General features: G+C 56.2%; 22 protein-coding genes, 1 tRNA gene and 1 pseudogene. 5 read left to right on the top strand and 19 right to left on the bottom strand.

Translation table 11 applies throughout. From position 1 onward, the window contains the following. Window positions 1–154: 154 nt before the first annotated feature. From LDN12_RS17840 to serS, 11 genes are all read right to left on the bottom strand, one after another. Window positions 155–286 carry a hypothetical protein gene (locus LDN12_RS17840; protein WP_274382184.1) on the bottom strand — a complete coding sequence of 44 codons (132 nt, stop codon included), beginning with the start codon at window positions 284–286 and terminating at the stop codon, window positions 155–157. Between the two features lie 16 nt (window positions 287–302). Next, window positions 303–920, bottom strand: coding sequence for a hypothetical protein (locus tag LDN12_RS02955; RefSeq protein ID WP_223921200.1), 618 nt, complete (start codon window positions 918–920; stop codon window positions 303–305). Window positions 921–940: 20 nt separating this feature from the next. Next, the gene (locus tag LDN12_RS02950) at window positions 941–1,405 is read right to left on the bottom strand and encodes a WbuC family cupin fold metalloprotein (RefSeq protein WP_223921199.1); all 465 of its coding nucleotides are present in this window, start codon (window positions 1,403–1,405) and stop codon (window positions 941–943) included. Window positions 1,406–1,605: 200 nt separating this feature from the next. Continuing rightward, window positions 1,606–1,959, bottom strand: a complete 354-nt coding sequence (locus LDN12_RS02945; RefSeq protein WP_223921198.1) for a VOC family protein — start codon at window positions 1,957–1,959, stop codon at window positions 1,606–1,608. 26 nt (window positions 1,960–1,985) lie between these two features. Next, window positions 1,986–3,017, bottom strand: a complete 1,032-nt coding sequence (gene hemE, locus LDN12_RS02940; RefSeq protein WP_223921197.1) for a uroporphyrinogen decarboxylase — start codon at window positions 3,015–3,017, stop codon at window positions 1,986–1,988. Between the two features lie 118 nt (window positions 3,018–3,135). Next, on the bottom strand, window positions 3,136–3,348 hold the full coding sequence (locus LDN12_RS02935) for an RNA-binding S4 domain-containing protein (protein ID WP_223921196.1): 213 nt from the start codon (window positions 3,346–3,348) through the stop codon (window positions 3,136–3,138). A 428-nt stretch (window positions 3,349–3,776) separates the two neighbouring features. Beyond that, entirely contained in the window at window positions 3,777–4,103 is a 327-nt protein-coding gene (locus LDN12_RS02930) for a hypothetical protein (RefSeq protein WP_223921195.1), read from the bottom strand. A gap of 207 nt (window positions 4,104–4,310) precedes the next feature. After that, window positions 4,311–5,984 (bottom strand): diguanylate cyclase, encoded by a 1,674-nt coding sequence (locus LDN12_RS02925; RefSeq protein WP_223921194.1) that lies wholly within the window; start codon window positions 5,982–5,984, stop codon window positions 4,311–4,313. Window positions 5,985–6,407: 423 nt separating this feature from the next. Next, entirely contained in the window at window positions 6,408–6,974 is a 567-nt protein-coding gene (locus LDN12_RS02920; RefSeq protein WP_223921193.1) for a MucR family transcriptional regulator, read from the bottom strand. Between the two features lie 657 nt (window positions 6,975–7,631). Next, window positions 7,632–7,719: transfer RNA gene (locus tag LDN12_RS02915), tRNA-Ser, on the bottom strand. Between the two features lie 53 nt (window positions 7,720–7,772). After that, a complete protein-coding gene (gene serS, locus LDN12_RS02910; RefSeq protein WP_223921192.1) occupies window positions 7,773–9,041 on the bottom strand; it encodes a serine--tRNA ligase in 1,269 nt (422 codons plus the stop codon). Window positions 9,042–9,120: 79 nt separating this feature from the next. Here serS and LDN12_RS02905 point away from each other — a divergent pair, with 79 nt between their 5' ends. Further along, window positions 9,121–10,146, top strand: coding sequence for a CapA family protein (locus LDN12_RS02905; RefSeq protein WP_223921191.1), 1,026 nt, complete (start codon window positions 9,121–9,123; stop codon window positions 10,144–10,146). A 1-nt stretch (window position 10,147) separates the two neighbouring features. Beyond that, window positions 10,148–11,854 carry a B12-binding domain-containing radical SAM protein gene (locus LDN12_RS02900; protein WP_223921190.1) on the top strand — a complete coding sequence of 569 codons (1,707 nt, stop codon included), beginning with the start codon at window positions 10,148–10,150 and terminating at the stop codon, window positions 11,852–11,854. A gap of 224 nt (window positions 11,855–12,078) precedes the next feature. Here the strand turns inward: LDN12_RS02900 and LDN12_RS17935 are convergent. The 4 genes and pseudogenes from LDN12_RS17935 to LDN12_RS02885 all read right to left on the bottom strand — a co-directional run. Then, window positions 12,079–12,321 (bottom strand): annotated as a pseudogene (locus LDN12_RS17935) (hypothetical protein); the annotation flags it as partial. A 236-nt stretch (window positions 12,322–12,557) separates the two neighbouring features. Further along, entirely contained in the window at window positions 12,558–13,796 is a 1,239-nt protein-coding gene (locus LDN12_RS02895) for an MFS transporter (RefSeq protein WP_223921189.1), read from the bottom strand. Continuing rightward, window positions 13,789–14,022 (bottom strand): DUF4911 domain-containing protein, encoded by a 234-nt coding sequence (locus LDN12_RS02890; protein WP_223921188.1) that lies wholly within the window; start codon window positions 14,020–14,022, stop codon window positions 13,789–13,791. The genes LDN12_RS02895 and LDN12_RS02890 overlap by 8 nt, the downstream gene beginning before the upstream one ends. A gap of 48 nt (window positions 14,023–14,070) precedes the next feature. Then, window positions 14,071–14,973 (bottom strand): polysaccharide deacetylase family protein, encoded by a 903-nt coding sequence (locus tag LDN12_RS02885; RefSeq protein WP_223921187.1) that lies wholly within the window; start codon window positions 14,971–14,973, stop codon window positions 14,071–14,073. 612 nt (window positions 14,974–15,585) lie between these two features. Between LDN12_RS02885 and LDN12_RS02880 the strand changes: the two genes are divergently transcribed. The 3 genes from LDN12_RS02880 to LDN12_RS02870 all read left to right on the top strand — a co-directional run bounded on the left by LDN12_RS02880 (window position 15,586) and on the right by LDN12_RS02870 (window position 20,304). Continuing rightward, the gene (locus LDN12_RS02880; RefSeq protein ID WP_223924012.1) at window positions 15,586–17,358 is read left to right on the top strand and encodes a KUP/HAK/KT family potassium transporter; all 1,773 of its coding nucleotides are present in this window, start codon (window positions 15,586–15,588) and stop codon (window positions 17,356–17,358) included. 109 nt (window positions 17,359–17,467) lie between these two features. Continuing rightward, on the top strand, window positions 17,468–19,285 hold the full coding sequence (locus LDN12_RS02875) for a KUP/HAK/KT family potassium transporter (RefSeq protein WP_223921186.1): 1,818 nt from the start codon (window positions 17,468–17,470) through the stop codon (window positions 19,283–19,285). A 2-nt stretch (window positions 19,286–19,287) separates the two neighbouring features. Beyond that, window positions 19,288–20,304 carry a sodium:calcium antiporter gene (locus tag LDN12_RS02870; protein WP_223921185.1) on the top strand — a complete coding sequence of 339 codons (1,017 nt, stop codon included), beginning with the start codon at window positions 19,288–19,290 and terminating at the stop codon, window positions 20,302–20,304. Here the strand turns inward: LDN12_RS02870 and LDN12_RS02865 are convergent. From LDN12_RS02865 to LDN12_RS02850, 4 genes are all read right to left on the bottom strand, one after another. Continuing rightward, the gene (locus tag LDN12_RS02865) at window positions 20,267–21,208 is read right to left on the bottom strand and encodes a TIGR01212 family radical SAM protein (protein ID WP_223921184.1); all 942 of its coding nucleotides are present in this window, start codon (window positions 21,206–21,208) and stop codon (window positions 20,267–20,269) included. The genes LDN12_RS02870 and LDN12_RS02865 overlap by 38 nt on opposite strands. Window positions 21,209–21,349: 141 nt before the next feature. Continuing rightward, on the bottom strand, window positions 21,350–21,856 hold the full coding sequence (locus LDN12_RS02860) for a hypothetical protein (protein WP_223921183.1): 507 nt from the start codon (window positions 21,854–21,856) through the stop codon (window positions 21,350–21,352). A 70-nt stretch (window positions 21,857–21,926) separates the two neighbouring features. Beyond that, window positions 21,927–22,343 (bottom strand): secondary thiamine-phosphate synthase enzyme YjbQ, encoded by a 417-nt coding sequence (locus tag LDN12_RS02855; protein ID WP_223921182.1) that lies wholly within the window; start codon window positions 22,341–22,343, stop codon window positions 21,927–21,929. Window positions 22,344–22,520: 177 nt separating this feature from the next. Further along, window positions 22,521–23,039: a nitroreductase family protein gene (locus LDN12_RS02850; protein WP_223924011.1), complete on the bottom strand. Its 519-nt coding sequence runs from the start codon at window positions 23,037–23,039 to the stop codon at window positions 22,521–22,523. Window positions 23,040–23,050 lie beyond the last annotated feature (11 nt).

Genomic DNA, 23,050 nt, shown 5'->3' with positions numbered 1-23,050 from the left:
TGCCGACTCCTCTCGAATATTTTATCTGAAGTGGGTCTCTATCTCTTTGCATCAACCAGTAAGGAAGGCGGCAAGAACCACGTGCCAAGACGCCAAACCGCCGGGCGAAAACAGTGGAAAACAAAACAGCCGCGGGCTTTTCTGCCCGCGGCTGTTAATGGGTATTGGGACCATAGATGATCACCGGGCAGAAGTCACTCCAGCGGCGTCGTTCGCCGCGGCGCTGATAGCTCGTGCTGCTGCAATGGCGGTAATCATGGTAAACATAGGTTTTTTTCTTTACCACACCCGACATGCGAGCGTCAATATTTTTGTGTATCGGAATCCATATCTACCGAAATCAGTAACCGGCCGTCCTCGTCACGCCAGCGCAGCCACCCGAGCGTATCCTGATCAGGCATCACCAGCACCCAATCGCCTTCCAGCTTGACGACTTTAAAAGACTGTTTGGTTAGGGCATGAGGCGTCAAGGGCACCTTACCCGGCCGGCGGAATACCTGGTACTGCTGTTTGCGCAAGCCGGGCAGCAAGCGGCACGACCTCCCCTTCAGCAGGGATTCCCATGACTGAAAAGAATCTCGCTGCCGTGGCTCCAGCCATCCCTGTCGGCCGGCATCATCATAGGCGACCCGCAACCAGTCTCCCCTACGGGCCATCACGATGAGCGGCAGTTGGGAAGCATTCCGGATAAAGAGCCACTCATAGGGAGGTGCCTGACTCCTGTCAAGTGACCCTATGCGCAGCATGGCCGGTTCCTCGTACAGGTTAAGCGGCTCCTGACGGCCACCATCCCCCTGCTCCGTTGCAAGGAACAGCACACCGATGCCGCTGTAGGGCCGCATCGGCTGTGGAGCCTGCTGAGGAGCCGCTGTTGTGGCAATCAGGAGCAGCAGGATAATCGCAGTTGCGCACATTTTCATCGCCGCACCCGCCTCACATCTTAAAAAAGCGCTCTCAGCCGTTCCAGGTAAGCTGTTGCCGCTGGTTCATCGTCGGTTGGCGCCCAAGCGGCTTTCTCGGCGTCGCCGAGCGGCAGGTAAGGCCCGGCCTTGGCCTCGAAGAATACCGTTCCCGGTTCGAGGCTCACGGCCGTATGATAGATGCCGTGGGGGACATCGGTGGCAAGATTGCCGTTCTCGCGTGAGAGCAGAACCGTTTCCGTGACGGCCCCGTCGTCTGAAAACGTGACGACCCCCAGCCTGCCGCTCATCAAAATGAAGGTCTCATCCTTTTCGAGGTCCAGGTGGCGGTGGGGACGAACGTACGAGGCAGGTTCAATGGCGTTCAGCAGGCGATGGCAACGGGATTCGTCATTCTCATGAATATTGTGATTCCTGCGCAGGCGCGGGGAGGTGCGGGCCTGTTCTGAAAGCTGGCGCAGCAGGCCGAAGGTGACTATCTTCATCTATCCAAATTCTCCGTGATTCAAAAGACCTGCAATCTGCCTCAACGACAGGGCACAGAGGGAAATGTTGCCGAAGATGGACGGAACAAACCATCCCCACTCCTTCAATGGGTTGTCGTTATCCTGCCCATCCCCTTTATCCCCACTGGAATGTTTTCTTTTCTATTCTGCGCCCCTGCGCAATATGTACGCGGCAGGAATCAGCGATCCACCAAGGCGTACTGATTACCGTCAAAATCAGCGATTACCGCCATCTTGCCCCACGGGCTCGACTCCAACGGCTCGACAAAGGTAACGCCGCCGGCTCGCAGCGATTCGCACAGTGCCTCGATCCCCTCGACCCGCAGGGAGATGCCGGTATGCCGACCCACCAGCCTACGGGCGTCCTCATGAAGCGCCAGCGACACGCCGAACGAGGTCGGCGCGCCGGGAAAGAACTCCATCATCATCTCGCTCTGCCCGGCAACCGGAAGGCCGAGCAGTTCGCAATAGAACTTCTTTGCCTTGGCCAGATCGGTGACAAAGACCACCACATTTTTTATCGATACGGTCATGAGGCCCCCATTCCCAAGGTAAAAACTTAATGGGCCGCCTTTTGTGACAGGCGATGCACGCACTCCACCATATGGATGGCATTCTCAGGGGCAACCGTCGGCAGGATACCATGCCCCAGATTGAAGATGTGTCCGGGGCGGCCGGCGTTTTCGTCCAACACCCGCTTGACCTCGGCCTCAATGACCTCCTTCGGCGCATAGAGCACAGTTGGGTCCAGATTTCCCTGTACTGCCATGCCCTGGCCCAGCACATCGCGTGCTGTACCCAGGTTGACGTGCCAATCCAATCCCATAACATCACCGCCAGCCTTCTTCACCGTTTCCAGCATGGCGCCGGCACCTTTGACGAAGTGAATCACCGGCGTATCCATCCGGTTCAGGCCGTTGATCAACTTGATGGTGTAGGGGAGGACATAGGTCTCGTAATCGGACGGCGCCAAGATGCCACCCCAGGTATCGAAAATCTGGATAGCCTGGGCCCCGGCCTTGATCTGGGCATTAAGGTATTCCATGTCCATCATGGTGATTTTTTCCATCAGGGCCGCGTAGACGTCGGGCGCCGAGTACATCATGCGCTTGATCTGGGCGAAATCCTTTGAGCCCTTGCCCTCCACCATGTAGCAGGCAAGGGTAAAAGGAGCACCGCCGAAACCGATCAACGGAACCTTGTTGGCCAACTCGCGGCGAAGAATCTTGATAGTCTCCAGAACATACGGCACGTCCTCTTCCATCTGTGGAATGCGGAGTTGCTCCACGTCGGCCATGTTCCTGACCGGGTGTTCGAAAACCGGCCCCGGCACGAAATCCAGCTTCATCCCCATCGGTTCCACCGGGGTGAGGATATCGGAAAACATGATTGCGGCGTCGACCCCCAGTATATCCACCGGTTGAATGCTCACTTCGGCCGCCAACTCCGGAGTTTTGCACAATTCAAGGAAGGTGCAATTCGAGCGTACCGACATGTATTCCGGCAGGTAACGTCCAGCTTGGCGCATCAGCCAGACCGGCGTGCGGTCCACCGGTTTACCCCAACAAGCATCGAGAAAACGTGTGTTCATATCATCTCCCAGAATGTGATAACAGCATGAAAAATGGCAAAATAAGGGAGGATTTTAGTTCTACACCACGGGAAAAGTCAAATTAATTTGAGGGTTAGTCAAAACGAAGGGTCACCAATCAGGGGTGCCGCTCCACCAAGTAGCTGTATCCAGCCAGTTCAACCCGGTCGCCGGGGTGGAGTTTACGTCCCCGGCGCAATTCAACGGAACCGTTCACGCGCACATCGCCTTCCGCAATGATCACCTTTGCCTCCCCACCCGATCCCACGGCATTAACCGCCTTGAGAAAGCTGTCCAACTTGATGTATTCGCTGGTAATGAAAAAAGACATTGATCCTTTTTTCCTTTCGGCCCGAATCCGACGCCCCCTGTCCGATGGGGAATGGAAAGACGATCTGGAGCATCATGAAAGGGTATCCCATATGGACAGGCCTCAGAACTCCGCTGGGTGAGTACACCATAACGCGGTTTTTGTAAACTGTACAGCGAAGACAACTACCAGGAACGATAAAATGGCTATAAGCTTGCCCCAGGCATCCGACTCCTACCTTCCACGGTCTGACCGGCGCCACTCGCGGCGGAACCTTCGCCGCACGCCATCACACCTGCCGCCTGGACCAGAGTAACCTCTAATCCTTTCATGCCAAGCTTCTCAACAGCCAGATTGTTATATAAAGAGAAAGAGGCCGTGCGCCATTCGCCGCACAGCCTCCCGCGTTACCCGTTCACACCGGATTGCAGGTCTCTGCAACCCTACGCTTATCCGCCACCGCCGTTTTCAATGAGAAGCTCGAACTGTTTATTGTAGTCGTCACGCTCATTCTGCAGTTGTCTCAATTCTTGAGGCGTGTAAACATCAGTTCCCCGGCTGATTTCCCCATTCAGCCTCTCAATCCTTTCCTGAATCGAGTCAACGTCCTTGCCGCAGTTCATGGCTACCAGGAGACATTCATCCTTTTGGCCCTGCCCAACCTGCGGAATCTGCGACTCCGTTGCCCCCATATTCCCTTCATCGGCAAGGACCGGTATGGCTGAAAAAAGCATAGATGCCGCGACGATCGTCACCGTTCTTGCTATACTGTTCATGGTTGACCTCCTATGAAACGTTCTACTTCTTTATGGTTGTATAGTAACCAATTCAATTTCGAATGTAAATGATTTTGACTATCGTTTTCATAAAACAGTAAGACCTTATCCTGCAAAAAAGCTTATTTTAAGCCCTGTTGGCATAGCAAGAGTCCGGACAGTGTCATCTTCTTGTCCTGCTCCTGCCCAGACTCATTTCTTCGGCCGCTATTTTACCTCTTCGTAACCGACTGCCACGACGCGATTACGGCCCTCCTGCTTGGCGACATAGAGCGCCTCATCCGCCGCCTTGTAAAGTTTTTCCGCCGTGTCATATTTATCAAGGGAGGCGACACCACAACTGAATGTCGAATAAAAGGAAGTATCCCCGGCCGGAAAACCGATAGTGGCAAAACTTTCCAGCAACTGCTGCAGGAGATGGCCTGCATCCTGGAGGGTGCATGTGGGAAGCACCACGGCAAACTCCTCGCCCCCGGTGCGGCCGACCACATCGGATTTGCGGAGCCGCTGCCTGAGAAGTCTGGCCAATGCCATCAGAACCCGGTCACCCGCCTCATGACCGTAATTGTCGTTAATCTCCTTGAAGCGGTCAAGGTCGATCATGGCAAAACAGACATTTTCTCTTTGACGCTGGGCCTGCTTGATAGCGATGTCGAGATGGTCCTTGGTCGCAGCGTAATTGAAGAGCCCGGTCATGCTGTCCCTCACCATGAAGGAGCGAATTATCTTCATCCGTTCGGCAAGAACGGTCACTGTAGAGATCAGGTGGTCAGGCTTAATCGGTTTGACCAGAAATTCGTCCCCTCCCATCCGTCTCGCTTCAAATTGGGCATCCGCATCGGTTTCGGCGGAGAGGAAGATTATGGGGATACTGAAATAAGCGTCGATCTGCCGGATAGCCTTGGCCAACTCCATACCATTGCAATCAGGCATGTACATATCCATTAGGATCAAATCCGGCTTGAATTCAAAGAGGAGCGGCAACGCCTGCAGAGGATCATTCAAAGTCCGGGTATCCATCCCCGCATCTTGGAGGACCAAGGTGGTCATCTCCGTCAACAGGGGATCGTCATCCACGACCATGATCCGATACGGCTCGGGGGCCTCCCGCGTCGTTAGGGCGTGGAGGGTGGTGCAAAGGTCGGTGATGTTTATCGGCTTGACGAAGTAGGCGCTGGACCCAGCTCGTAACGCCGCGAGACGGGAAGGAAGGCTGCTCTGGGACGAAATGAAGACCGTGGGGATTTCCCGCTCCAGATCGGCCTGCACCTCCCGCATTATGTCCGCCCCTCCGGCCGGCAGGTCGGGATAGACCAAATCCATGACAATGATGTCGGGGTGCCCGTTGCGGATCGCCGTGCGAAACTGATCAAGCTCCCCGAAAGAAACCACCTCGAAACCGAAACAGCCGATCTGCGTGGCAAGATTTAAACGTTGAATCGAATCATCCTCGCAGAGGTAGACGACCTTGCGCTCCATCTCGTGAAAGGTTTCGGCGGCGGCCACAATCTCCAGAGCCTGCAGGTCCATCAGCTGCGACGCATCGGTACGGGCCGCCTCACGTTCCAACCGGCCAACAAGTTCTGCCAAAAGGGGACCCCACGCGGTCTCGGGGCCGGCTTCCCCTTTTCTCGCCTCCTTTGCCAACCGTTCTCCCTCCGCGGCAATGTCGCTTAGGGCGTCCAACCCGAAGTTGGCGCTCACCCCCCTTAAGGAGTGCAAACAACGATGCAGCCTATCCAGCCCGTCCTTGGCCGAAGCAGCCTGACCAAGGGCGGCATGAGCCTCCCTGATCTGGTCTAATTTCGAGGGGAGTTGACGTATGAACGTCTCACGAAAATTTTTCAGTTTTGTTGCAACCAAGGTTGACTTGCCGCTCATAAAGCCTCTACTTAGAACGTCGGTGACGAATCGCGTAAAAAGGACCACACAGGAAATATGCGCGAGGGAGCCGGCTAAGGTTTTGCCGGCATCGGCCAAAACAAGAAAGGCACCCATGCATAAACATAAGTACCTTTATTATATGGCGGAAGAGGTGAAATTCGAACTCACGAAGGCTTGTGCCCCTGCGGTTTCTTAGACCAGTCCCTCCAGAAAATAACTATTATATCAAAAAGTTATCCTCAAGCACTTTCCATTACCGCTGCATTTTTATGTATCACCGTACATTAAACAGTCTTATAATTCAAGTATCTTTGCAGCATGTGGCGGCTTGCCAAGCGATAGTTGGGCATATCGTTCCATTATCTGGAGACTTCCACGCCCAAACTTTATCCATCCGTTATTACGCTACAAAATAAATAGTTACTTAGATTTCTTTGCAGGTACACTAACTTTCTTTGTCTTTGCCTGTACTGGGGCTTTGGTCTTAATCGCCGGTACTGATGCCTTAACTCTCACTGCCGGTACGGCAGGCTTCACTCTCACTGCCGGCACGGGTGCTTTCTCCCCTTGCGCTTTGGCGGCTCTTAACTCCCTGGCTTTGGCAAGCCCTTCACCAAGCCCCTTGTCCACTGCCGTCTGCCGGCGCGACTCAGAATAGCTCTTGGCGGTCAAAGACATTGAGGAAGGTATGCTGAATTGTTTTCTATATTGACCCGGTTTTAGATCGTGTGCTTGTGCAAGGTGCCTCTTGAGGGTTTTGAATCTCTGCCCGCACACCATACAAATGATTTCATCTTTTTTGAAAGCCTGCTTGATGGTCAGCTTGGGTTGCTCTTTTGTCGCTGGTTCGACAGATGTGCCCGATTCGATTGCCTTGAGAGAAGCGTGTACCTTCTGGAGTTCTTCAAGTAATTGGTCTTGGGTCATGTCTGATGAAAGGGCATGTGACGATACGATCTGCACTGTAAGTTCGAGCAGGGTTGGCATTTAACTATCTCCTTTAAGATTTGATATTAAACAATTTATATCACGTTATCATGATACTATAATATATCAATTAGCGTAGACATTATTTTCTATAAAATGGTTCACATAATACTTTTAACAATATTTATCATTACAATCATCGCTATTCTGGTATTTTCGTCGTGCGTCTGGCAGTATGCTATAATTGATGTTGTTCTGAATAGATTCCGCGATTTAGGTGTCAAGATGGCATGGCTATATTCTTATGCTTCTTCCCCCCATTACAACACTCTTATACTTCCTGATGGGAAAGGGTCAACGAGTAACAGATACCAGGGCAAGGTAAACGGTGATCACGATAATACTCCTTATTCCGCTGATACCGTTGACGGCTTTGTATTGTTCCTATTGGACCAACCTCAGCGTTCCCACGAGCATCCCTGGAACAATTACCAATATAAGCACAATAGAATGACTACCAAGGAGCGGTATTGACAATGTGCGCACAATCAATGGCGAGAAATTGCGCCCAGGTGGTTTGCATCAGCTAAGAACGCACTATCCACTTGCAGCCTATGAGTGGGGTCTTTAAGGCAGCACGTTTATACCTGCATCGCCATCCGCGCCAGCCGGCAAAAAAAAGGACTTAGGTTTTTAGCCTAAGTCCTTGATATTTTATGGCGGAAGAGGTGAGATTCGAACTCACGGAGGCTTGCACCTCGGCGGTTTTCAAGACCGCTGCCTTAAACCACTCGGCCACCCTTCCATATGTGCTTTCCAAGGTCCTATAGCATAATCTCTCCCGAAATTCAAAGGGTATCAGGATATCCGCTCCAACCCGCCCATATAGGACCGCAACACTTCGGGAACGAGCACCGATCCGTCCGCCTGCTGGTAGTTTTCCAACACGGCCACCACGGTCCGGCCCACGGCTAGGCCCGAGCCGTTGAGCGTGTGGACGAACTCCGGCTTGGCTTTTTCGTTCTCCCGGAAGCGTATACCGGCACGCCGCGCCTGAAAGTCGCCGAAGGTGCTGCACGAGGAAATCTCGCGGTAGCAGTTCTGTCCCGGCAGCCAGACCTCCAGATCATAAGTCTTGGCGGCGGAAAAGCCGATATCACCGCTGCACAGGGCCATCACCCGATAGGGAAGTTCCAGTAGTTGCAGGACCTTTTCCGCATCGGCTGTGAGCTTTTCCAGTTCGGCCGCCGACTCGGAGGGGTGGACGAACTTGACCAATTCCACCTTGTTGAACTGGTGTTGACGGATCAGCCCGCGAGTGTCTTTGCCGTAGGAGCCGGCTTCGCGCCGGAAGCAGGGGGTATAAGCGGTGTAGCAGATCGGCAGGTCAGAACGTTTGAGGATCTCGCCCCGATGGATATTTGTCACCGGCACCTCGGCCGTGGGGATGAGGAAAAATTCCGGGTCCGCCAGCTTGAAGAGGTCTTCCTCGAACTTGGGGAGTTGGCCGGTTGCGGTCATGGAATCGCGGTTGACCATGAAAGGAGGCAGGACCTCCGTGTACCCGTGTTGTTCCGTATGCAGGTCGAGCATGAAGCTGGTCAGGGCACGTTCTAAGCGAGCCCCAGCGCCCCGGTAGAGGGTGAAACGCGCGCCGGTGATCTTAGCGGCCCGCTCGAAATCCAGGATGCCTAGATCTTCGCCGATCTCCCAGTGGGGCTTGGCAGAAAATTCGAACACCTGCGGTTTTCCCCAGCTTCTGACCATCACGTTGTCGTTTTCCGATTTTCCCAATGGTGTGGAGGGGTCAGGCAGATTGGGCACGGTCATAAGGACGCCGCTTAACTCGTCATCTACCTGTTTAAGCTCTTCATCCAGCGTCTTGATCCTGTTGGACACCTCGCGCATCTCCAAAATCTTGTCCTGGACCTGATTCTTGTCCTTGACCTTGCCGATCTCCTCGGAGACACTGTTCTTGACGGCCTTGAGCGCTTCGCCCTCCCGGAGCAGCGCCCGGCGCCGTTCGTCCAGATCGCGGAACCGGTCCAGACAGGAAGCCCCCCCACGGGTGGCCAGACGGCGTTCTGCCTCGTCCAGATTTTCACGGATAAATTTCATGTCAAGCATCTGAAACACCTTTATTTTTAGGGATTAAAAGTGTATTTTTTAGCACCTGCATCACGCCACGTCAATGTAAAAGAGCCTCATGAAACGGATATCCACCCTTATAATTCTAGCCGTAATCCTGCTCACCGCCATGCCACCATATTCTTATGGCGAGGGGATAGTCATCGGCGCTACCGGCGATATCATGCTGGCGGGTAGGTGGGCACCATTACTCAAGAAGCAAGGCTACGACCAACCCTTCAGCGGGGTGGCGGCAACCCTGGCCAAAAGCGACATCAACCTGGCAAACCTGGAATCGCCCATCGCACGGGGGGGCAAGGAATACACCGCAAAGAAATTCCGTTTCCGGGCCGAACCGGAAGTAGCCAAGGCCATGCGCAAAGCCGGCTTCAACCTAGTCACCCTGGCGAACAACCATAGCATGGACTTCGGACCCGAAGCGCTGACCGAAACCATGACCAACCTGGAGACGGCCGGCATCACCTGGGTCGGTGCCGGCGAAAACCTGGCCAAGGCGCGCCGGATAGCATTTTTTATCGTCAAAGGCAAAAAGATCGCCTTTCTTGGGTACTCCCTGACTCAACCGGTGGAGTTTTTCGCCGCGAGGCAACGCCCCGGAACCGCGCCGGGCTATGAAAACATCTTTACCCCTGACATTGCCCGGGCTCGTCGAGAAGCGGATTACGTGATCGTCTCCTTCCATTGGGGCCAGGAAGGACAAGGTTTTCCAACCTCGCTTCAGCGCAGTATTGCTCACAAGGCCATCGATGCCGGGGCGGACGTAATCATCGGACATCACCCCCATGTGCTGCAAGGTATCGAGCGCTACGAAAAGGGCATCATCTTCTACAGTCTCGGCAATTTCGCCTTTGCAAGCAAGAGCACCACAGCCGACCAGAGCGTCATCATCCTTCTACGGCTTGACGATGCGCAGCGCGAAGCGGAAATATTGCCGCTGGACGTACTCTACCGGCGGGTAGGGTTTCAGCCCCGGCTCTTATCGGGAAAACCGGCCAAAGCTGTTATTGAACGATTGAATTCCCTTTCGAATGCGCTTAAAACAGAGATCAAATTTCAAAATAATTCCTATGTTGTGAGCTTCTGACATGAAAATTCTACTGACCACGCTCCACGCCAAATACTCCCACGCATCACTAGCGCTCCCCTGCCTGGCGACATACTGCCACACCATTCCCGGCGTATCGGCCGCCATCCGGGAATGGACCACCAATGAACCACGCGAGCAACTCCTGCGCCATATCATGTCCGAACAGGCGGATCTGGTGGCCTTTTCCTGCTACATCTGGAACATCGAGAAAACGCTGCGCATCGCCTCAGACATCAAGAAGATCGCACCGGACACACGCATCGTTCTGGGCGGCCCGGAGGTGTCCTTCACTATTTTCGAGTTGATGCACGACAACCCGGCCATCGACTTCGTGATCAAAGGGGAGGGTGAACAGGTATTCCACCAGTTGATCACCGCCCTCGTCAGACATGGCGACAGCAATCTGCTGGAGCGTTCCCTGGGGGAGATCGACAATCTGTATTACCGCGACGGTGACGACATCACCTCCGGCCCACTCAGCAAACATTTCATGGAGCTGGACACTATCCCCTCCCCTTTCGAGGCGGGACTGGTTGACCTAAAAAAACCTCTGGTCTACTACGAGACCTCTCGTGGCTGCCCCTTTTCCTGCGCCTTCTGCCTTTCTTCCGCCGAGGGGCACGTCCGATCTTTCGGCATGGAGCGTATCAAGAGCGACTTGACCCTCCTCATGCGCCACAATATCGCCAGCATCAAACTGGTGGACCGCACGTTCAACTTCGACGCCCAGCGGGCCAACGACATCTGGGAATTCATCCTGAAACATAACCGGGACAGCCATTTCCACTTTGAAATCTCCGCCGACCTGCTGACCGAAGACAATCTAAACATCCTGAAGCGTGTACCGCCCAAAATGTTCCGGTTCGAGATAGGCGTTCAGTCTGCCTCGGAAACCACACTCCTGCGGGTCGGCCGCAAAGCCGACCTGGGCCGCATCTTCGACACCGTCCGCCGCCTGCGGGCCGAAACCGACATCGAGTTGCACCTGGACCTGATCGCCGGACTGCCGGGCGAGGATTTCACCGGCTTTCTCGCCTCCCTGCGCGCAGTGGCCGACCTGAGCCCGCACATGATCCAGATAGAACCGCTCAAGGTGCTCAAAGGCTCCGCCATGCGGGAGATCGCGAGCCATGACGATTACCACTTTTCCGGGTTTCCGCCCTATACGATCCTGCGCAACCCGTGGCTCAACTTTGCCGATATCAGCCGTATCGAGACCATCGGACGCCTGCTGGATCTGTTTTACAACCACAGTGGCTTTTCCACTGTCCTGATGCTGCTGCGGCGCACCATCGACACGGCCTCCCTCTTCGACCGCATGGCGCGTCAGGCTGGCAACGACAACCTTTCCGGCCTTTCCACCCGGCGTGTGTACGAACTGTTCGCCCGTTTGGCGGGACCACTGGTGGACGACGCAACGCGACGGTTGCTGAACGATGCACTCTTCTTCGACTACTGTCGTCAGGAGATGCCGCTCATGGGCAAGCTGCCGACCTTTGCCGCCGAACGCCAGGATGAATGCGCCTGGCCGAACCCGCGTGAATTGTCGCCCCAGGCGGGAGTGCCAGCGGGTAGCCGGGTGAAGGCCTTTCGCTGTACGTTTTTAAAGGATTACCGCTGTGATGAATGGAAAAACGGCGTGGTGGGCATCACGTTCGTGTATGTCTCCGGGGCCGGTCGTGGCCTGCAGGTCATGACGATATAAACAACCCCCTGACGGGAGGGGGTTGTTTAAACACGTAATATACAGAACCCTTAATTTAGCCAGCAGAAACTTGCTCCGTTCTTTCCTGAACCGTTCAATCTCCATCCAACGCCGTGCCACATCCGGTGGGACAACCCCCTTCTGCTTCAGCAAGCGCCACGCATCCTGGCTCCCCAACCCCGGTGCCGAACCCTTCAAACACTTTGAACCGCCGGGAATGAGTTTCAAAGAAGGTCTGCGCCAAGTACAGGCCTGTCAAGGAGCGAATCAAGCCGGTTACGGCCCAGGCCGGCAACACAGACGTCGGAGTACCGCTTACCCCAATAAGGATGCCCGGCGGCGGTCGGCACAAAGCTGCACGGGGCAAAGGTGATGTCGGAGATATTCCGATCAGCCAGAATGCGTACCATTGCCGCGCCATCGGTCCAGGGAGCGCCGTGGGCCAGAAAGGGGTGGTCCGCCCTCCACCCTACCGAAAGTTAGCCGCTTCCAGTGTCCCAAAATGGTGGTAGAGAATGGCGGCCGAGAAACCTTTTATGCCGGGATACGGGTTGCCCCTGGTCAGACTGGTATCGTCGAAGTAAAGAGAACGCCACTGCGTGGGGACGACGGTCAGGCGGAAGTTGATGTAGGTGTAGAACCAGGGGAAGAAGCTTTGTGAGGTTTATCTTGCTTATCCTTGCCCAACAACCTGTACCCTCCCTTACGCCTCCACCGCCCGTTGGTCCTCGGCTACGAAGCGTCCGGCCAGGAAGGCGAAACCGGCCGCAACCAAAATGGCCAGCGGGGTTATCAAAAGTGCGGCAGATAGCCCCCATACATCGGAAAGGGCTCCGATGATGGCGGGCGAGACAGCGTCACCCAAGGCATGGATGGCGAAGATATTGATGGCAAACCCCAAGGCGCGCCGATTGGGCGCCACCACGTTCACCAGCACGGTGTTGAGCGGGCCGGTATTAAGGAACAAGAACAGCTCGGCGGCAAAGATTGCGCCCAGACAAAATGGCAGGGAGCGGGAAAGAATGGCCAATGCAGCCATTGGCGCGCCGACCAGAAAACCGGCAGCGGAAATATGCAGGTACCCGGCGGCGCTGGTGCGCTGCAGACGGTCTCCCAGCCAGCCGCCCGCCAAGGTGCCAATGATACCGGCCACGACGGTCAACATGCCGAACAGTGTATTTCCCCGTGCTACATCCAGACTGAAGGTGCGGTGGAGAAACGAGGGTACCCACTGGGCCAGCCCTCCCAGGGCAAAGGTCATGGCCGCCATGGAGAGGGTGGAGTGGACAAAGGTGCGATTGGCAAGGAACCGGCGTAGCGTGGAGGAGAATCTTTCGCCCTGCACACCCCCGTCAGGCGTCTGTTTCCCACGGCGTGGTTCGGCCAGGAACAGCAGCGGCAAACTCAGAACAAGTCCCGGCAGGCCGACCAGCATGAAGGCCGTGCGCCAGCCGAATGCCTGACCCAGCGCGCCGCCTAGGACATAGCCCAGGGCGCTTCCCACCGGGATCGCAAGAAAAAAGAGCGACAGCACCCTCCCCCGGCGCTCGCGGGGGAAGAAATCGGCCACCAACCCCGGAGAAACCGTGCCGAAACTGGCTTCGCCGATACCCACCAGCGAACGGGCCGTCAGGAGCAGGCGATAGGAGGCGGCCCAACCGGAGAGCATGGTGGCCAGGCTCCAGGCCAGGAGGCCCCCGGCCGCAAGGCGGCTGCGGCTGTGGCGATCACCTAGCCGTCCGAAGAACGGCGCGGCCAGCATATAGCTAAGCATAAAAGCGCTTCCCAGAAGGCCCAAGGCGGTGTCGGTAAGGTGCAAATCAACCTTGATGAGAGGAAAGACGGCATAGAGGGCTTGGCGGTCGATGTAATTCAGGAGGTTGACCGCCAAGAGCACCGTCAGCGCATATCGGCCGCAATGGCGACCAGTGGGGTCATTCACCGCCCTGCTCCCAGGAAACCGGCTCCATCGGTACCCTACCACCCAGTTCTGCCAGCAGGCTATCCATCTCCTCCACAAAGCCGGGCATGACGGCAATGCGGATGATGCCGGCCGCATTGTCCACCGTGCTCATGGTGTTCATACCCTCATAAGCCTCCAGAACGAACTTGAGGTAGACCATGTCGCGGTGTTTTACCCGAAAATAACGGTAAACGGCATCAGACACAGTCACTCCGGGGGGAAAGGGGGATGAGGGGGCAAGATTGAAAACGCATCACGGGACCTGCTCCCCTTGGATGGCTACCTTGCCCGCCCGCCCGGCAATCTCACCCATAAAGAGGCGGCAGGCTGGTACGTTGGAGACCTGACGCGCCGCCTCCCCCAGAGTAATGCAGCGGATACCTCCTGCCGCAAAGCGCTCCAGCAGGCGGACAAAAGAGGGACGGATGGCACCTCCCTCCAGTTCGGCGTGAATGGTCAACACATTGAGCCCTTCCTTCAGTTGCGCGAGATAGTAATCGTGGATATTTTTGGGGGTGATGTCGTTCTCCCCCAGGATCTCGTCGGCGGTCGGCAGGGTGGTCGGAATCTGCAGAGTGCGGAAACGGCGGCCATCCATGACCGGATAAAAGGGGTGCGTGCCGCGCCCGTCGCTACAATAGTTTAGGCCCATGGCATCCTGCACCTCCAGGGAATCAACCGACACGGTCCAGCCCGGCGCTGCGGTGGTTACGGCGCGGTGGCCCAGGATTTCCTCGAACTGTGCCTCTGCCTGGCCCAGTTCCAAGGCAGTCAAATGCTTAGGAAACCAGGGGAGATAATCATGCCATTTAACGTGATCCCAACAATGGATGCCGACCTCATGGCCGCGCAGCTCCGCCTCCCTCAGCACACCGGAAAAGGCCGCCCCGATCATGGGCGCCGGCAGGAGCGTGCCGTAGAGCATGGTTTTGATGCCGTAGGCCGCGGGCGCCTTGGTGCGCAGCATCTTTTTGAGGAAGCCCTTGCGGGTGAAGATACGCCGGATGGCCTTGCCCGAATTGTCCGGTCCCATGGAAAAATAGAAGGTGGCCGTAACCCCGAAACGGGCCATATCCTCAAGCAGCGCCGGTACGCCGTCACGTGTGCCGGCATAGGTATCCACATCCACCTTCAGTGCAACGATCTTTTCCGCCATGAGCCGATCTTTCCGATTAAGTGCGATAGCGCCGGAGTTTATCAAGGTTTGCCCATTGTGTACAACCCAAATGTGGTCCCGCAGTCGCGATACCGGCCTTCTTGATGATTTCTTGAGAGAGTTTCCGGCTATCTTGACACCTTCGTGATAGCGGCGCAAGGTACCAGAAACATTAATCACATTCCGCCGTGTCTCGCGGCTGCAACGCAGGGAGAAGCCCATACGGATCCGGAAATCTGTGCCGCAAAGAGCACTATCTTCAAAAGAATAACCATATTACCCATTTGTGCGGTACCCCCATGAAGATTTATCTTTGCTGCGTGGAAACCGGCCTCTATCCCGGTCAGGATTATGCGGAGAACTCATCAGTAGCCGGCATCAGCAACCCGCCGGAAAACGCCACCACCACAAGACCTCCCGAAGCCAGCCCGGATCAGGTGGCTGTGATGAATCGACAGACCATGCAGCGGGAACGGCACAGAACGCTAGACATGCATCGGGAAAAAACATTGAGCACGCCGCCCTCCGGTGGTATAAGTTATATTTTTTCGGAGGCACTACGTGGCAAAGAATGTGGAAGCCGACTCCTACTGGGGTGGCATCATCAAATCAATGGGCCTGGTGTTCGGCGATATCGGCACCAGTCCAATCTACACCCTGACCGTCATCTTCGCCCTGACCAAACCGACCAGTGACAACGTCATGGGAATTCTCTCCATGATCTTCTGGACCATGACCATCCTTGTTACCGCCGAATACGCCTGGCTCGCCATGAACCTCGGACGCAAAGGCGAGGGTGGTACCATTGTTCTCAAAGAGATCCTGGCCCGTATGCTCAAGCCCGGTCGGAAAATAGCCTTTGTCGGTTTTCTTTCATACCTCGGCGTATCGCTCCTGCTGGGAGACGGTGTCATCACGCCGGCCATCTCGATCCTCTCCGCCGTGGAGGGCATGGTCCTGATCCCTGGACTGGAAGGTCTGCAGCAGGGGACCCTGATCCTGATCGCCGCCCTTATCGCCATTGTGCTCTTCGTCTTCCAGTTCAAAGGGACCGACAAGGTGGCCGGTGCCTTCGGACCAATCATGCTGATCTGGTTCGTGTCGTTGACCATCTCGGGGCTGGTCGCCCTTACGGCTCACCCCGACTTGGTCAAGGCGGTCAACCCCTGGTACGCGGCAAAGTTCTTCATAGATAACGGCGTTGCCGCATTTTTTGTCCTGTCCGAGGTGATCTTGTGTGCCACCGGCGGAGAGGCGTTGTACGCCGACATGGGCCACCTTGGACGCAAGCCTATCATGAGAGCCTGGAAATTCGCCTTCTGGGCCCTGGCCATCAACTACTTTGGCCAAGGGGCCTACGTCCTTGACCACGGTACAGGAAAAAACCTGCTGTTCGGCATGATCCAGCAGGAAGCGCACATGCTCTACATCCCCTTTCTCATCCTGACCATAATGGCGACCATCATTGCCTCCCAGGCCATGATCAGCGGGGTATTCTCCGTCATCTACCAGGGAATCACCACCCGCATCATGCCGCTATTAAAGGTTGATTACACTTCGACCCATCTCAAGTCCCAGATTTACATCGGCTCTGTCAACTGGACCCTTTTGGCAGCGGTCATCTTTATCATGCTCATCTTCCGCAAGTCGGAGAACTTGGCCGCGGCCTACGGTCTGGCGGTCACGGGTACCATGACCATCACCGGCATTATGATGATCATGATCTACAGCCGGACCAGGAAAAAATGGAAGGTTCCCTTTGTCATTCTGGTGACCTTGGTGGATGTTGTCTTCTTCATCGCCTGCCTCAACAAGATTCCTCATGGGGGCTACTGGTCGATCATCCTGGCCTCGATCCCCTTCGCGACCATCCTGATCTGGACCTTTGGGCAACGCGCCCTCTATCGTGCCCTGCGACCACTTGACATGGATACATTCGGATTGGCCTACGAACAAATTTATGCCAAGGACAAAAACATACCGGGAACCGGTCTGTTCTTCGTCAAGGAATGGAACGTCGTCCCGCCTTATGTGGTGCATTGCATTATCAGAAGCAACATCATCTACGAACGTAATGTGTTCATCTCCATTATCCGCACCGATGAGCCGTTCGGACTTAAATCGAAACTTATAACCGGCATTGCCACAGGCCTGGATGCCTTTGAGATCAGGGCCGGCTATATGGAGATGTTTGATGTGGAACAATTGCTCTCGGAAAGCGCCATCAACGAGAAGGTCATCTTCTACGGCATCGAGGATATCACCACTGACAACCCGATTTGGAGGTTCTTTGCCACCATCAAGCGCCAAACCCCCAACTTCGTCCAGTTCAACCGGCTGCCGGCAACCAAGTTGCAAGGCGTGGTGACGCGGGTGGAAATGTAGTGTTCACCTGATCAGGGGTTACATGTTCGGAAAGAATGGTGTATAAATAGTGGGCGGCAGCAATGCCGCTCTTTTTTTGTATTCCCTGTCCGTTAAGAACGGGAGTCTCATGATTCACAAGCCAAAAGATTCTTTCTGGGGTGGCATCGTCAAGGCGCTGGGTCTGGTGTTCGGCGATATCGGCACCAGCCCGATCTACACCCTGACCGTGGTGTTCACTCTGACCAAGCCAACGGTAGCCAACGTCTACGGCATTCTCTCCCTGATCTTCTGGACTATGACTATCCTGGTGACGGCCGAATACGCCTGGCTGGCCATGAGCCTGGGTAAGAAGGGTCAGGGGGGTGAAATCGTCCTGCGGGAGATTATCATCAAGCTCTTCAAAAAGGGGCGTGTGCTGGCATTTGCCGGGTTTCTCTCATTCCTGGGCGTGTCGTTGCTGTTGGGGGACGGGGTCATCACCCCGGCAATATCGATCCTTTCTGCAGTTGAAGGTATGCTGCTGATCCCCTCTCTGGCCGCCACTTCGCAGTCGATTCTGGTCCTGATTGCAGCCCTGATCGCCTTTACCCTGTTCTTCTTCCAATCCCGTGGCACCGACAGGGTGGCCGGCATCTTTGGGCCGATCATGGTGGTCTATTTTAGTGCCCTGCTGGTATCGGGACTAGCCTCCATCGCTGGCACCCCGGCCATCGTCTCGGCCATCAACCCCTGGCACGCGCTGGAATTTTTCCGTCACAACGGCTTTGCCGGCTACATTGTATTGTCGGAAGTGATCCTCTGCTCCACCGGCGGTGAAGCGCTCTACGCCGACATGGGGCACTTGGGCAAGAAACCGATCATCCGGGCCTGGTACTTCGTCTTTGCCTCCCTCTACCTGAATTACCTCGGCCAAGGAGCTTTCATTCTGCGCAACCCTGAGGCGAAAAATATCCTCTTCGCCATGATCCAGAACCAGGCCCCCATGCTCTACATCCCTTTCCTGCTACTGACGATCATGGCCACCATCATCGCCTCCCAGGCTATCATCAGCGGCGTATTCTCCATCGTCTACCAAGGTATAACCACCCGGTTGATGCCGTTGTTCAAGGTGCAGTACACCTCCAGCCATATCCAGTCCCAAATCTACATCGGCGCAGTGAACTGGACCCTGATGGTGGCGGTCATTTTCGTGATGTTCTTCTTTCAGCAGTCGAGCAACCTGGCGGCGGCTTACGGCATGGCGGTCACTGGTTCCATGACCATTACCGCCATCATGATGATCATGGTCTTCTCCCGGACCACCAAAAAATGGAAAGTACCGATCGTCGTCGGCATCGCCCTGATCGACCTGGTCTATTTCACCTCCACTTTCTCAAAGTTCCCCCATGGAGCCTACTGGTCGATCATCCTGGCATCGATCCCCTTTGCCATCATCCTGATCTGGACCAATGGACAGCGATACCTTTACAAGGCGCTACGCCCGCTGGAACTCGACATTTTCCTGCTTTCCTACGAACAGATTTACGGCAAGGGGTGTATCCCGGGCACGGCGCTCTTCTTCCTCAAGGGATTGGATGTAATCCCCCCCTATATCATTCATTGCGTTATCCGCTCCAACATCATCTACGAACGCAACATCTTCATCTCCATCGTACGTACGGACGAACCGTTCGGGACCTTCTGTCATCATAAAAAAGATGTGGGGAGTGGGCTGGAATTTTTCGAATTAAAAGCCGGCTACATGGAGGTTCTTGACATCGAGAAGCAGTTGAAAAACCACGGTATCAGCGAGAAAGTCATTTTTTACGGGATCGAGGATATCGAAACAAACAATCCAATCTGGAAGGTGTTTGCCTTGATCAAGAAGCTGACGCCGACGTTCGTGCAGTTCAACAAACTTCCTGCTGCCAAGTTGCAAGGGGTTGTCACGCGAGTGGAGATGTAATCATGATCAATTGGTTGTTGTTGCTGGTCGCCCTGGGCATCATCCTCCTGGGAGCCACGGTCTTCACCAACGGACTGGAATGGTTCGGCAAGAAGATGAGACTGTCGGACGGCGCCGTTGGCAGCATCTTCGCCGCCATCGGTACAGCCCTGCCCGAGACGCTTGTCCCGATTGTCGCCATCATGTTCGGATCGCCCGAAGCCGGCCACAAAATCGGTGTCGGCGCCATCATCGGCGCACCGTTCATGCTGGGCACGCTGGCCTTTTTCATCAGCGGCCTGGCCGTGATCGTCAACCGCAAGAAGCGGGACGACTACCCGGTCATGCGGGTCGATACCGTGGTCATGCGGCGCGACATGGAGTATTTTCTGGTGTTGTATGCAGTAGCCATCACTGCATCATTCCTCGGCGGGCACCCGGTCGTCAAAACCTTTATGGCGCTGGCGCTTTTCCTCGCTTACGGCGGCTACGTGCTGAGAACCCTGACGGGGGGTGGCGAACCGGAGGCGCACGAGATCGAAGAGTCGGAAATCGATCCTTGCTACTTTGCCCCGAAGTCCCACGATCCGCACATGGCGATCATCGGGTTTCAGGTACTGGGATCGCTGCTTTTGATTGTCTGGGGGTCGTACATCTTCGTGGAAAAGGTGCAGATGCTCTCGCAGCAGATGGGGATTTCGGCCTTTATTCTGGCCATGATCATCGCCCCGATTGCCACGGAGTTGCCGGAGAAGTTCAACAGCGTCATCTGGATCAACAAAGGCAAGGACACCCTGGCAATCGGCAATGTCACCGGCGCCATGGTCTTTCAGGGCTCCATCATCACGGCCATCGGCATCTTGATGACCGAATGGCGGCTCAACAGCGCGGCCATGTTGACGGTCCTGCTGACGTTCGGCTCCGTCGGCATGGCCTACCTGCAAATCCGCTGGAAAAAACATCTGACGCCGGGGACGCTGCTGGTTGGCGGGGGATTCTACTTCATCTTTCTGGTGCTGATCTTTCTGGGAAAAATCTGATCCCCTGCCGACTGTTGCGCCGCTCCATTTCTGCGTCGATCAGGTTGAGCACCTCGAACTTATTGAGCGACCAGAGGGGCGCCACCAGGTTGTCGCGGCCGCCGTCGCCGGTCAGGCGATGGATCAGGATGTCCGGATCCAGGAGCCCCAGAAAATCGCACACCAGTCCGGCATAGCCGTCCCGGTCCAGCACCGCAATCTCGCCGCGTTCGTACATCTCCGCCAGGCGCGTTCCCTTCATCACATGCAGCAGGTGCAGCTTGACGCCGTCCACGCCGAGACGGCTCAACTCGCCCGCCATGGCCAGCATCTCCTCCCGCGATTCGCCGGGCAGCCCCAGGATCACGTGGGCGCAGACCCGTATCCTGCGGACTTTGGCCCGTTTCAGGGCATCCACGAAACAGGCGTAGTCATGGCGACGATTGATGAACGTTAGGCTCTTGTCGTGGATGGATTGGAGCCCCAGCTCCAGCCAGAGATAGGTTTCTTCCCTCAGGCGGGCCAGGAGATCGAGTACCGGGTCGGGCAGGCAGTCGGGGCGGGTCGCGATAATGAGCCCCACCACGCCGGGGACCGAGAGCGCCTCGTGGTACAGCGCCTGCAACCTCTCCACTGGCCCATAGGTATTGGAATAGGCCTGGAAATAAGCGATGAACTTCTCCGCCCGGTATTTGCGGCGCATGACCTCCTTGCCGTCCTCCACTTGGGCGGCCACGGAGAGTTCGGGGCGGATACTGTAGGCGCCGGAACCCGACCCGCCGCAGAAGATGCATCCTCCGGTATCCAGGGTACCGTCCCGGTTGGGGCAGCTAAAACCGGCATCCACAGAGATGCGCTGCACCTTGCAGCCGAAGAGCCGTTTCAATTCATCTGAAAAGGTGTTGTACCGTTTGGGTTGTGACACTAGTAGGTCTCTGAAAACTCAGGTTGTTCAAAAATAGTCAGATCGTCGCACCCGCAGGAAGCCCCGCGGAGGCGTAGCAGCGCTACGCTGCACAAGGAAGCTTTCGAGGACGGCGCTAGATGGCTGTTTTTCAACAACCTGTTAGTGCTTCTTCTCCGGCCGCTCCACCCAGCACTGCTCCACGGCCAGGGACTTGAGGAACTCCCCGGCGAAGAGGAACTTGCCCAAGGGGACCGGCACGCTGATGAAATCCTTGCCGCGGCCCACGGTGAGGGCATAGCCGCTCTTGCCGCCCCGCTCCCACTTTTCCACGGAAAGGGTGGTCACCGTCTCCGCCCCCTGCTCGCCGCCCGCAAACTTGTGGGGGGCGAGCTTTTCCTTGCACGGGGCCGATGAGGCTGCCACCTGGCCGATCATCAGCGCCAGGCCAAAGGCCTCGTCAGGTTCGCAGATGAAGCGGATCTGGGTCACGTCGTCCGGTTTGGTCTTCGGGGTCAGCTTGAAGAAGCGCAGTTGCACCCGGCCGGCGCGCTCCGCGACCTGGCCGTTCTCTTCGTGGACCTTGGATGCCTCGCGGATCTCCACGCCGGTGGATTGGGAGAAGATTTCGTAGCAGCGGTAGTGCTTCAGCTCGTTGGCCAGGGGCATATTCCCCTCCTGAGGATGTTACGGTTTTTATTACGGTGGATGTTACGGTCTTCTCACGGTGGGGTTACGCTTACTCCCCGATGATCTTCACCAGCACCCGTTTTTTCCGCATGCCGTCGAACTCGCCGTAAAAGATCTGTTCCCACGGCCCCAAATCAAGTTTCCCGTCCGTAACAGCAACCACCACCTCCCGCCCCATGATGGTCCGTTTGAGGTGGGCGTCGGCGTTGTCCTCGTAACCGTTGTGACGATAGCGGGAGTACGGCTTTTCCGGCGCCAGCCCCTCCAGCCACTCCTCGAAATCCTGGTGCAGACCGGACTCGTCGTCGTTGATGAACACGCTGGCGGTGATGTGCATGGCGTTGCAGAGCACAAGCCCCTCGCGGATGCCGCTCGCCCGGAGGCACTCCGCAACATCGCCGGTAATATTCCGCAACTCACGGCGCTTGTGCGTCTCGAACCACAACTCCTTGCGATGACTCTTCATGGGTTCCACCTTCCAGTGTCCCGTGCGGTTAGCTGCGGGAAGTAATTCCGCGCTATTTTGGCCGGTGCCAAGGCGCGGCGACGCAGGTGTAGCACGGCCTACATCAAGGAGCCGTAACGACGGCAGCGGTCAAAAGAGCCGGAATGACGAGTGCGAACTAACCGCACGTGACACTGCTTAATACCGGTTGCGCTTCACCTTGTCGTAGTGCAGCGCCCCGGCCGGGACCGGTTTTTTCTCCTCCGCCGGATGTCCGATGCCGACGATGCACTCCACCGCCATATGCTCCGGCAGCCCCAGGATCTCGCGGATATACTCCTCCGCCGAGCGGCCGGCGTCGTGGGTGCGCTTGCGTATTTGGGCCCAGCAGCTTCCCAGCCCCAGGGAGAGGGCCGTCATCTGCACGATGATGGCCGCGATGGAGCAATCCTCCACCCACACGTCCGACTGGGTGCTGTCGGCGCAGACCACGATGGCCAGCGGCGCCTTTTTGATGAATTGGGAGCCGTGCTCCTTGGAGCGGGAGAGCTGCTCCAGCAGTTCCCGGTCGTCCACCACCACGAACTCCCACGGATTCTTGCCACGGGACGACGGCGACCGGAGCAGCGCCTCCACCAGCAGGTCCACGGTTTCCGGCGCCACCGGCTCCGGGGTAAAGGCGCGGATGCTCCGGCGTTTCCTCAACAGCTCGATCATATCGTTCACGG

The sequence above is a fragment of the Geobacter sp. AOG2 genome (assembly GCF_019972295.1).
Lineage (GTDB): Bacteria > Desulfobacterota > Desulfuromonadia > Geobacterales > Pseudopelobacteraceae > Oryzomonas.
The sequence above is the reverse complement of the archived record's forward strand: the minus strand, read 5'-3'. Positions and strand labels throughout refer to the sequence as shown.

Excerpts from the sequence above, each read along its gene's own strand:
- LDN12_RS02955 (WP_223921200.1), bottom strand. The coding sequence starts at position 920 with ATGAAAATGTGCGCAACTGCGATTATCCTGCTGCTCCTGATTGCCACA.
- LDN12_RS02950 (WP_223921199.1), bottom strand. The coding sequence starts at position 1,405 with ATGAAGATAGTCACCTTCGGCCTGCTGCGCCAGCTTTCAGAACAGGCC.
- LDN12_RS02945 (WP_223921198.1), bottom strand. The coding sequence starts at position 1,959 with ATGACCGTATCGATAAAAAATGTGGTGGTCTTTGTCACCGATCTGGCC.
- hemE (WP_223921197.1), bottom strand. The coding sequence starts at position 3,017 with ATGAACACACGTTTTCTCGATGCTTGTTGGGGTAAACCGGTGGACCGC.
- LDN12_RS02935 (WP_223921196.1), bottom strand. The coding sequence starts at position 3,348 with ATGTCTTTTTTCATTACCAGCGAATACATCAAGTTGGACAGCTTTCTC.
- LDN12_RS02930 (WP_223921195.1), bottom strand. The coding sequence starts at position 4,103 with ATGAACAGTATAGCAAGAACGGTGACGATCGTCGCGGCATCTATGCTT.
- LDN12_RS02925 (WP_223921194.1), bottom strand. The coding sequence starts at position 5,984 with ATGAGCGGCAAGTCAACCTTGGTTGCAACAAAACTGAAAAATTTTCGT.
- LDN12_RS02920 (WP_223921193.1), bottom strand. The coding sequence starts at position 6,974 with ATGCCAACCCTGCTCGAACTTACAGTGCAGATCGTATCGTCACATGCC.
- serS (WP_223921192.1), bottom strand. The coding sequence starts at position 9,041 with ATGCTTGACATGAAATTTATCCGTGAAAATCTGGACGAGGCAGAACGC.
- LDN12_RS02905 (WP_223921191.1), top strand. The coding sequence starts at position 9,121 with ATGAAACGGATATCCACCCTTATAATTCTAGCCGTAATCCTGCTCACC.
- LDN12_RS02900 (WP_223921190.1), top strand. The coding sequence starts at position 10,148 with ATGAAAATTCTACTGACCACGCTCCACGCCAAATACTCCCACGCATCA.
- LDN12_RS02885 (WP_223921187.1), bottom strand. The coding sequence starts at position 14,973 with ATGGCGGAAAAGATCGTTGCACTGAAGGTGGATGTGGATACCTATGCC.
- LDN12_RS02880 (WP_223924012.1), top strand. The coding sequence starts at position 15,586 with ATGGGCCTGGTGTTCGGCGATATCGGCACCAGTCCAATCTACACCCTG.
- LDN12_RS02875 (WP_223921186.1), top strand. The coding sequence starts at position 17,468 with ATGATTCACAAGCCAAAAGATTCTTTCTGGGGTGGCATCGTCAAGGCG.
- LDN12_RS02870 (WP_223921185.1), top strand. The coding sequence starts at position 19,288 with ATGATCAATTGGTTGTTGTTGCTGGTCGCCCTGGGCATCATCCTCCTG.
- LDN12_RS02860 (WP_223921183.1), bottom strand. The coding sequence starts at position 21,856 with ATGCCCCTGGCCAACGAGCTGAAGCACTACCGCTGCTACGAAATCTTC.
- LDN12_RS02855 (WP_223921182.1), bottom strand. The coding sequence starts at position 22,343 with ATGAAGAGTCATCGCAAGGAGTTGTGGTTCGAGACGCACAAGCGCCGT.
- LDN12_RS02850 (WP_223924011.1), bottom strand. The coding sequence starts at position 23,039 with ATGATCGAGCTGTTGAGGAAACGCCGGAGCATCCGCGCCTTTACCCCG.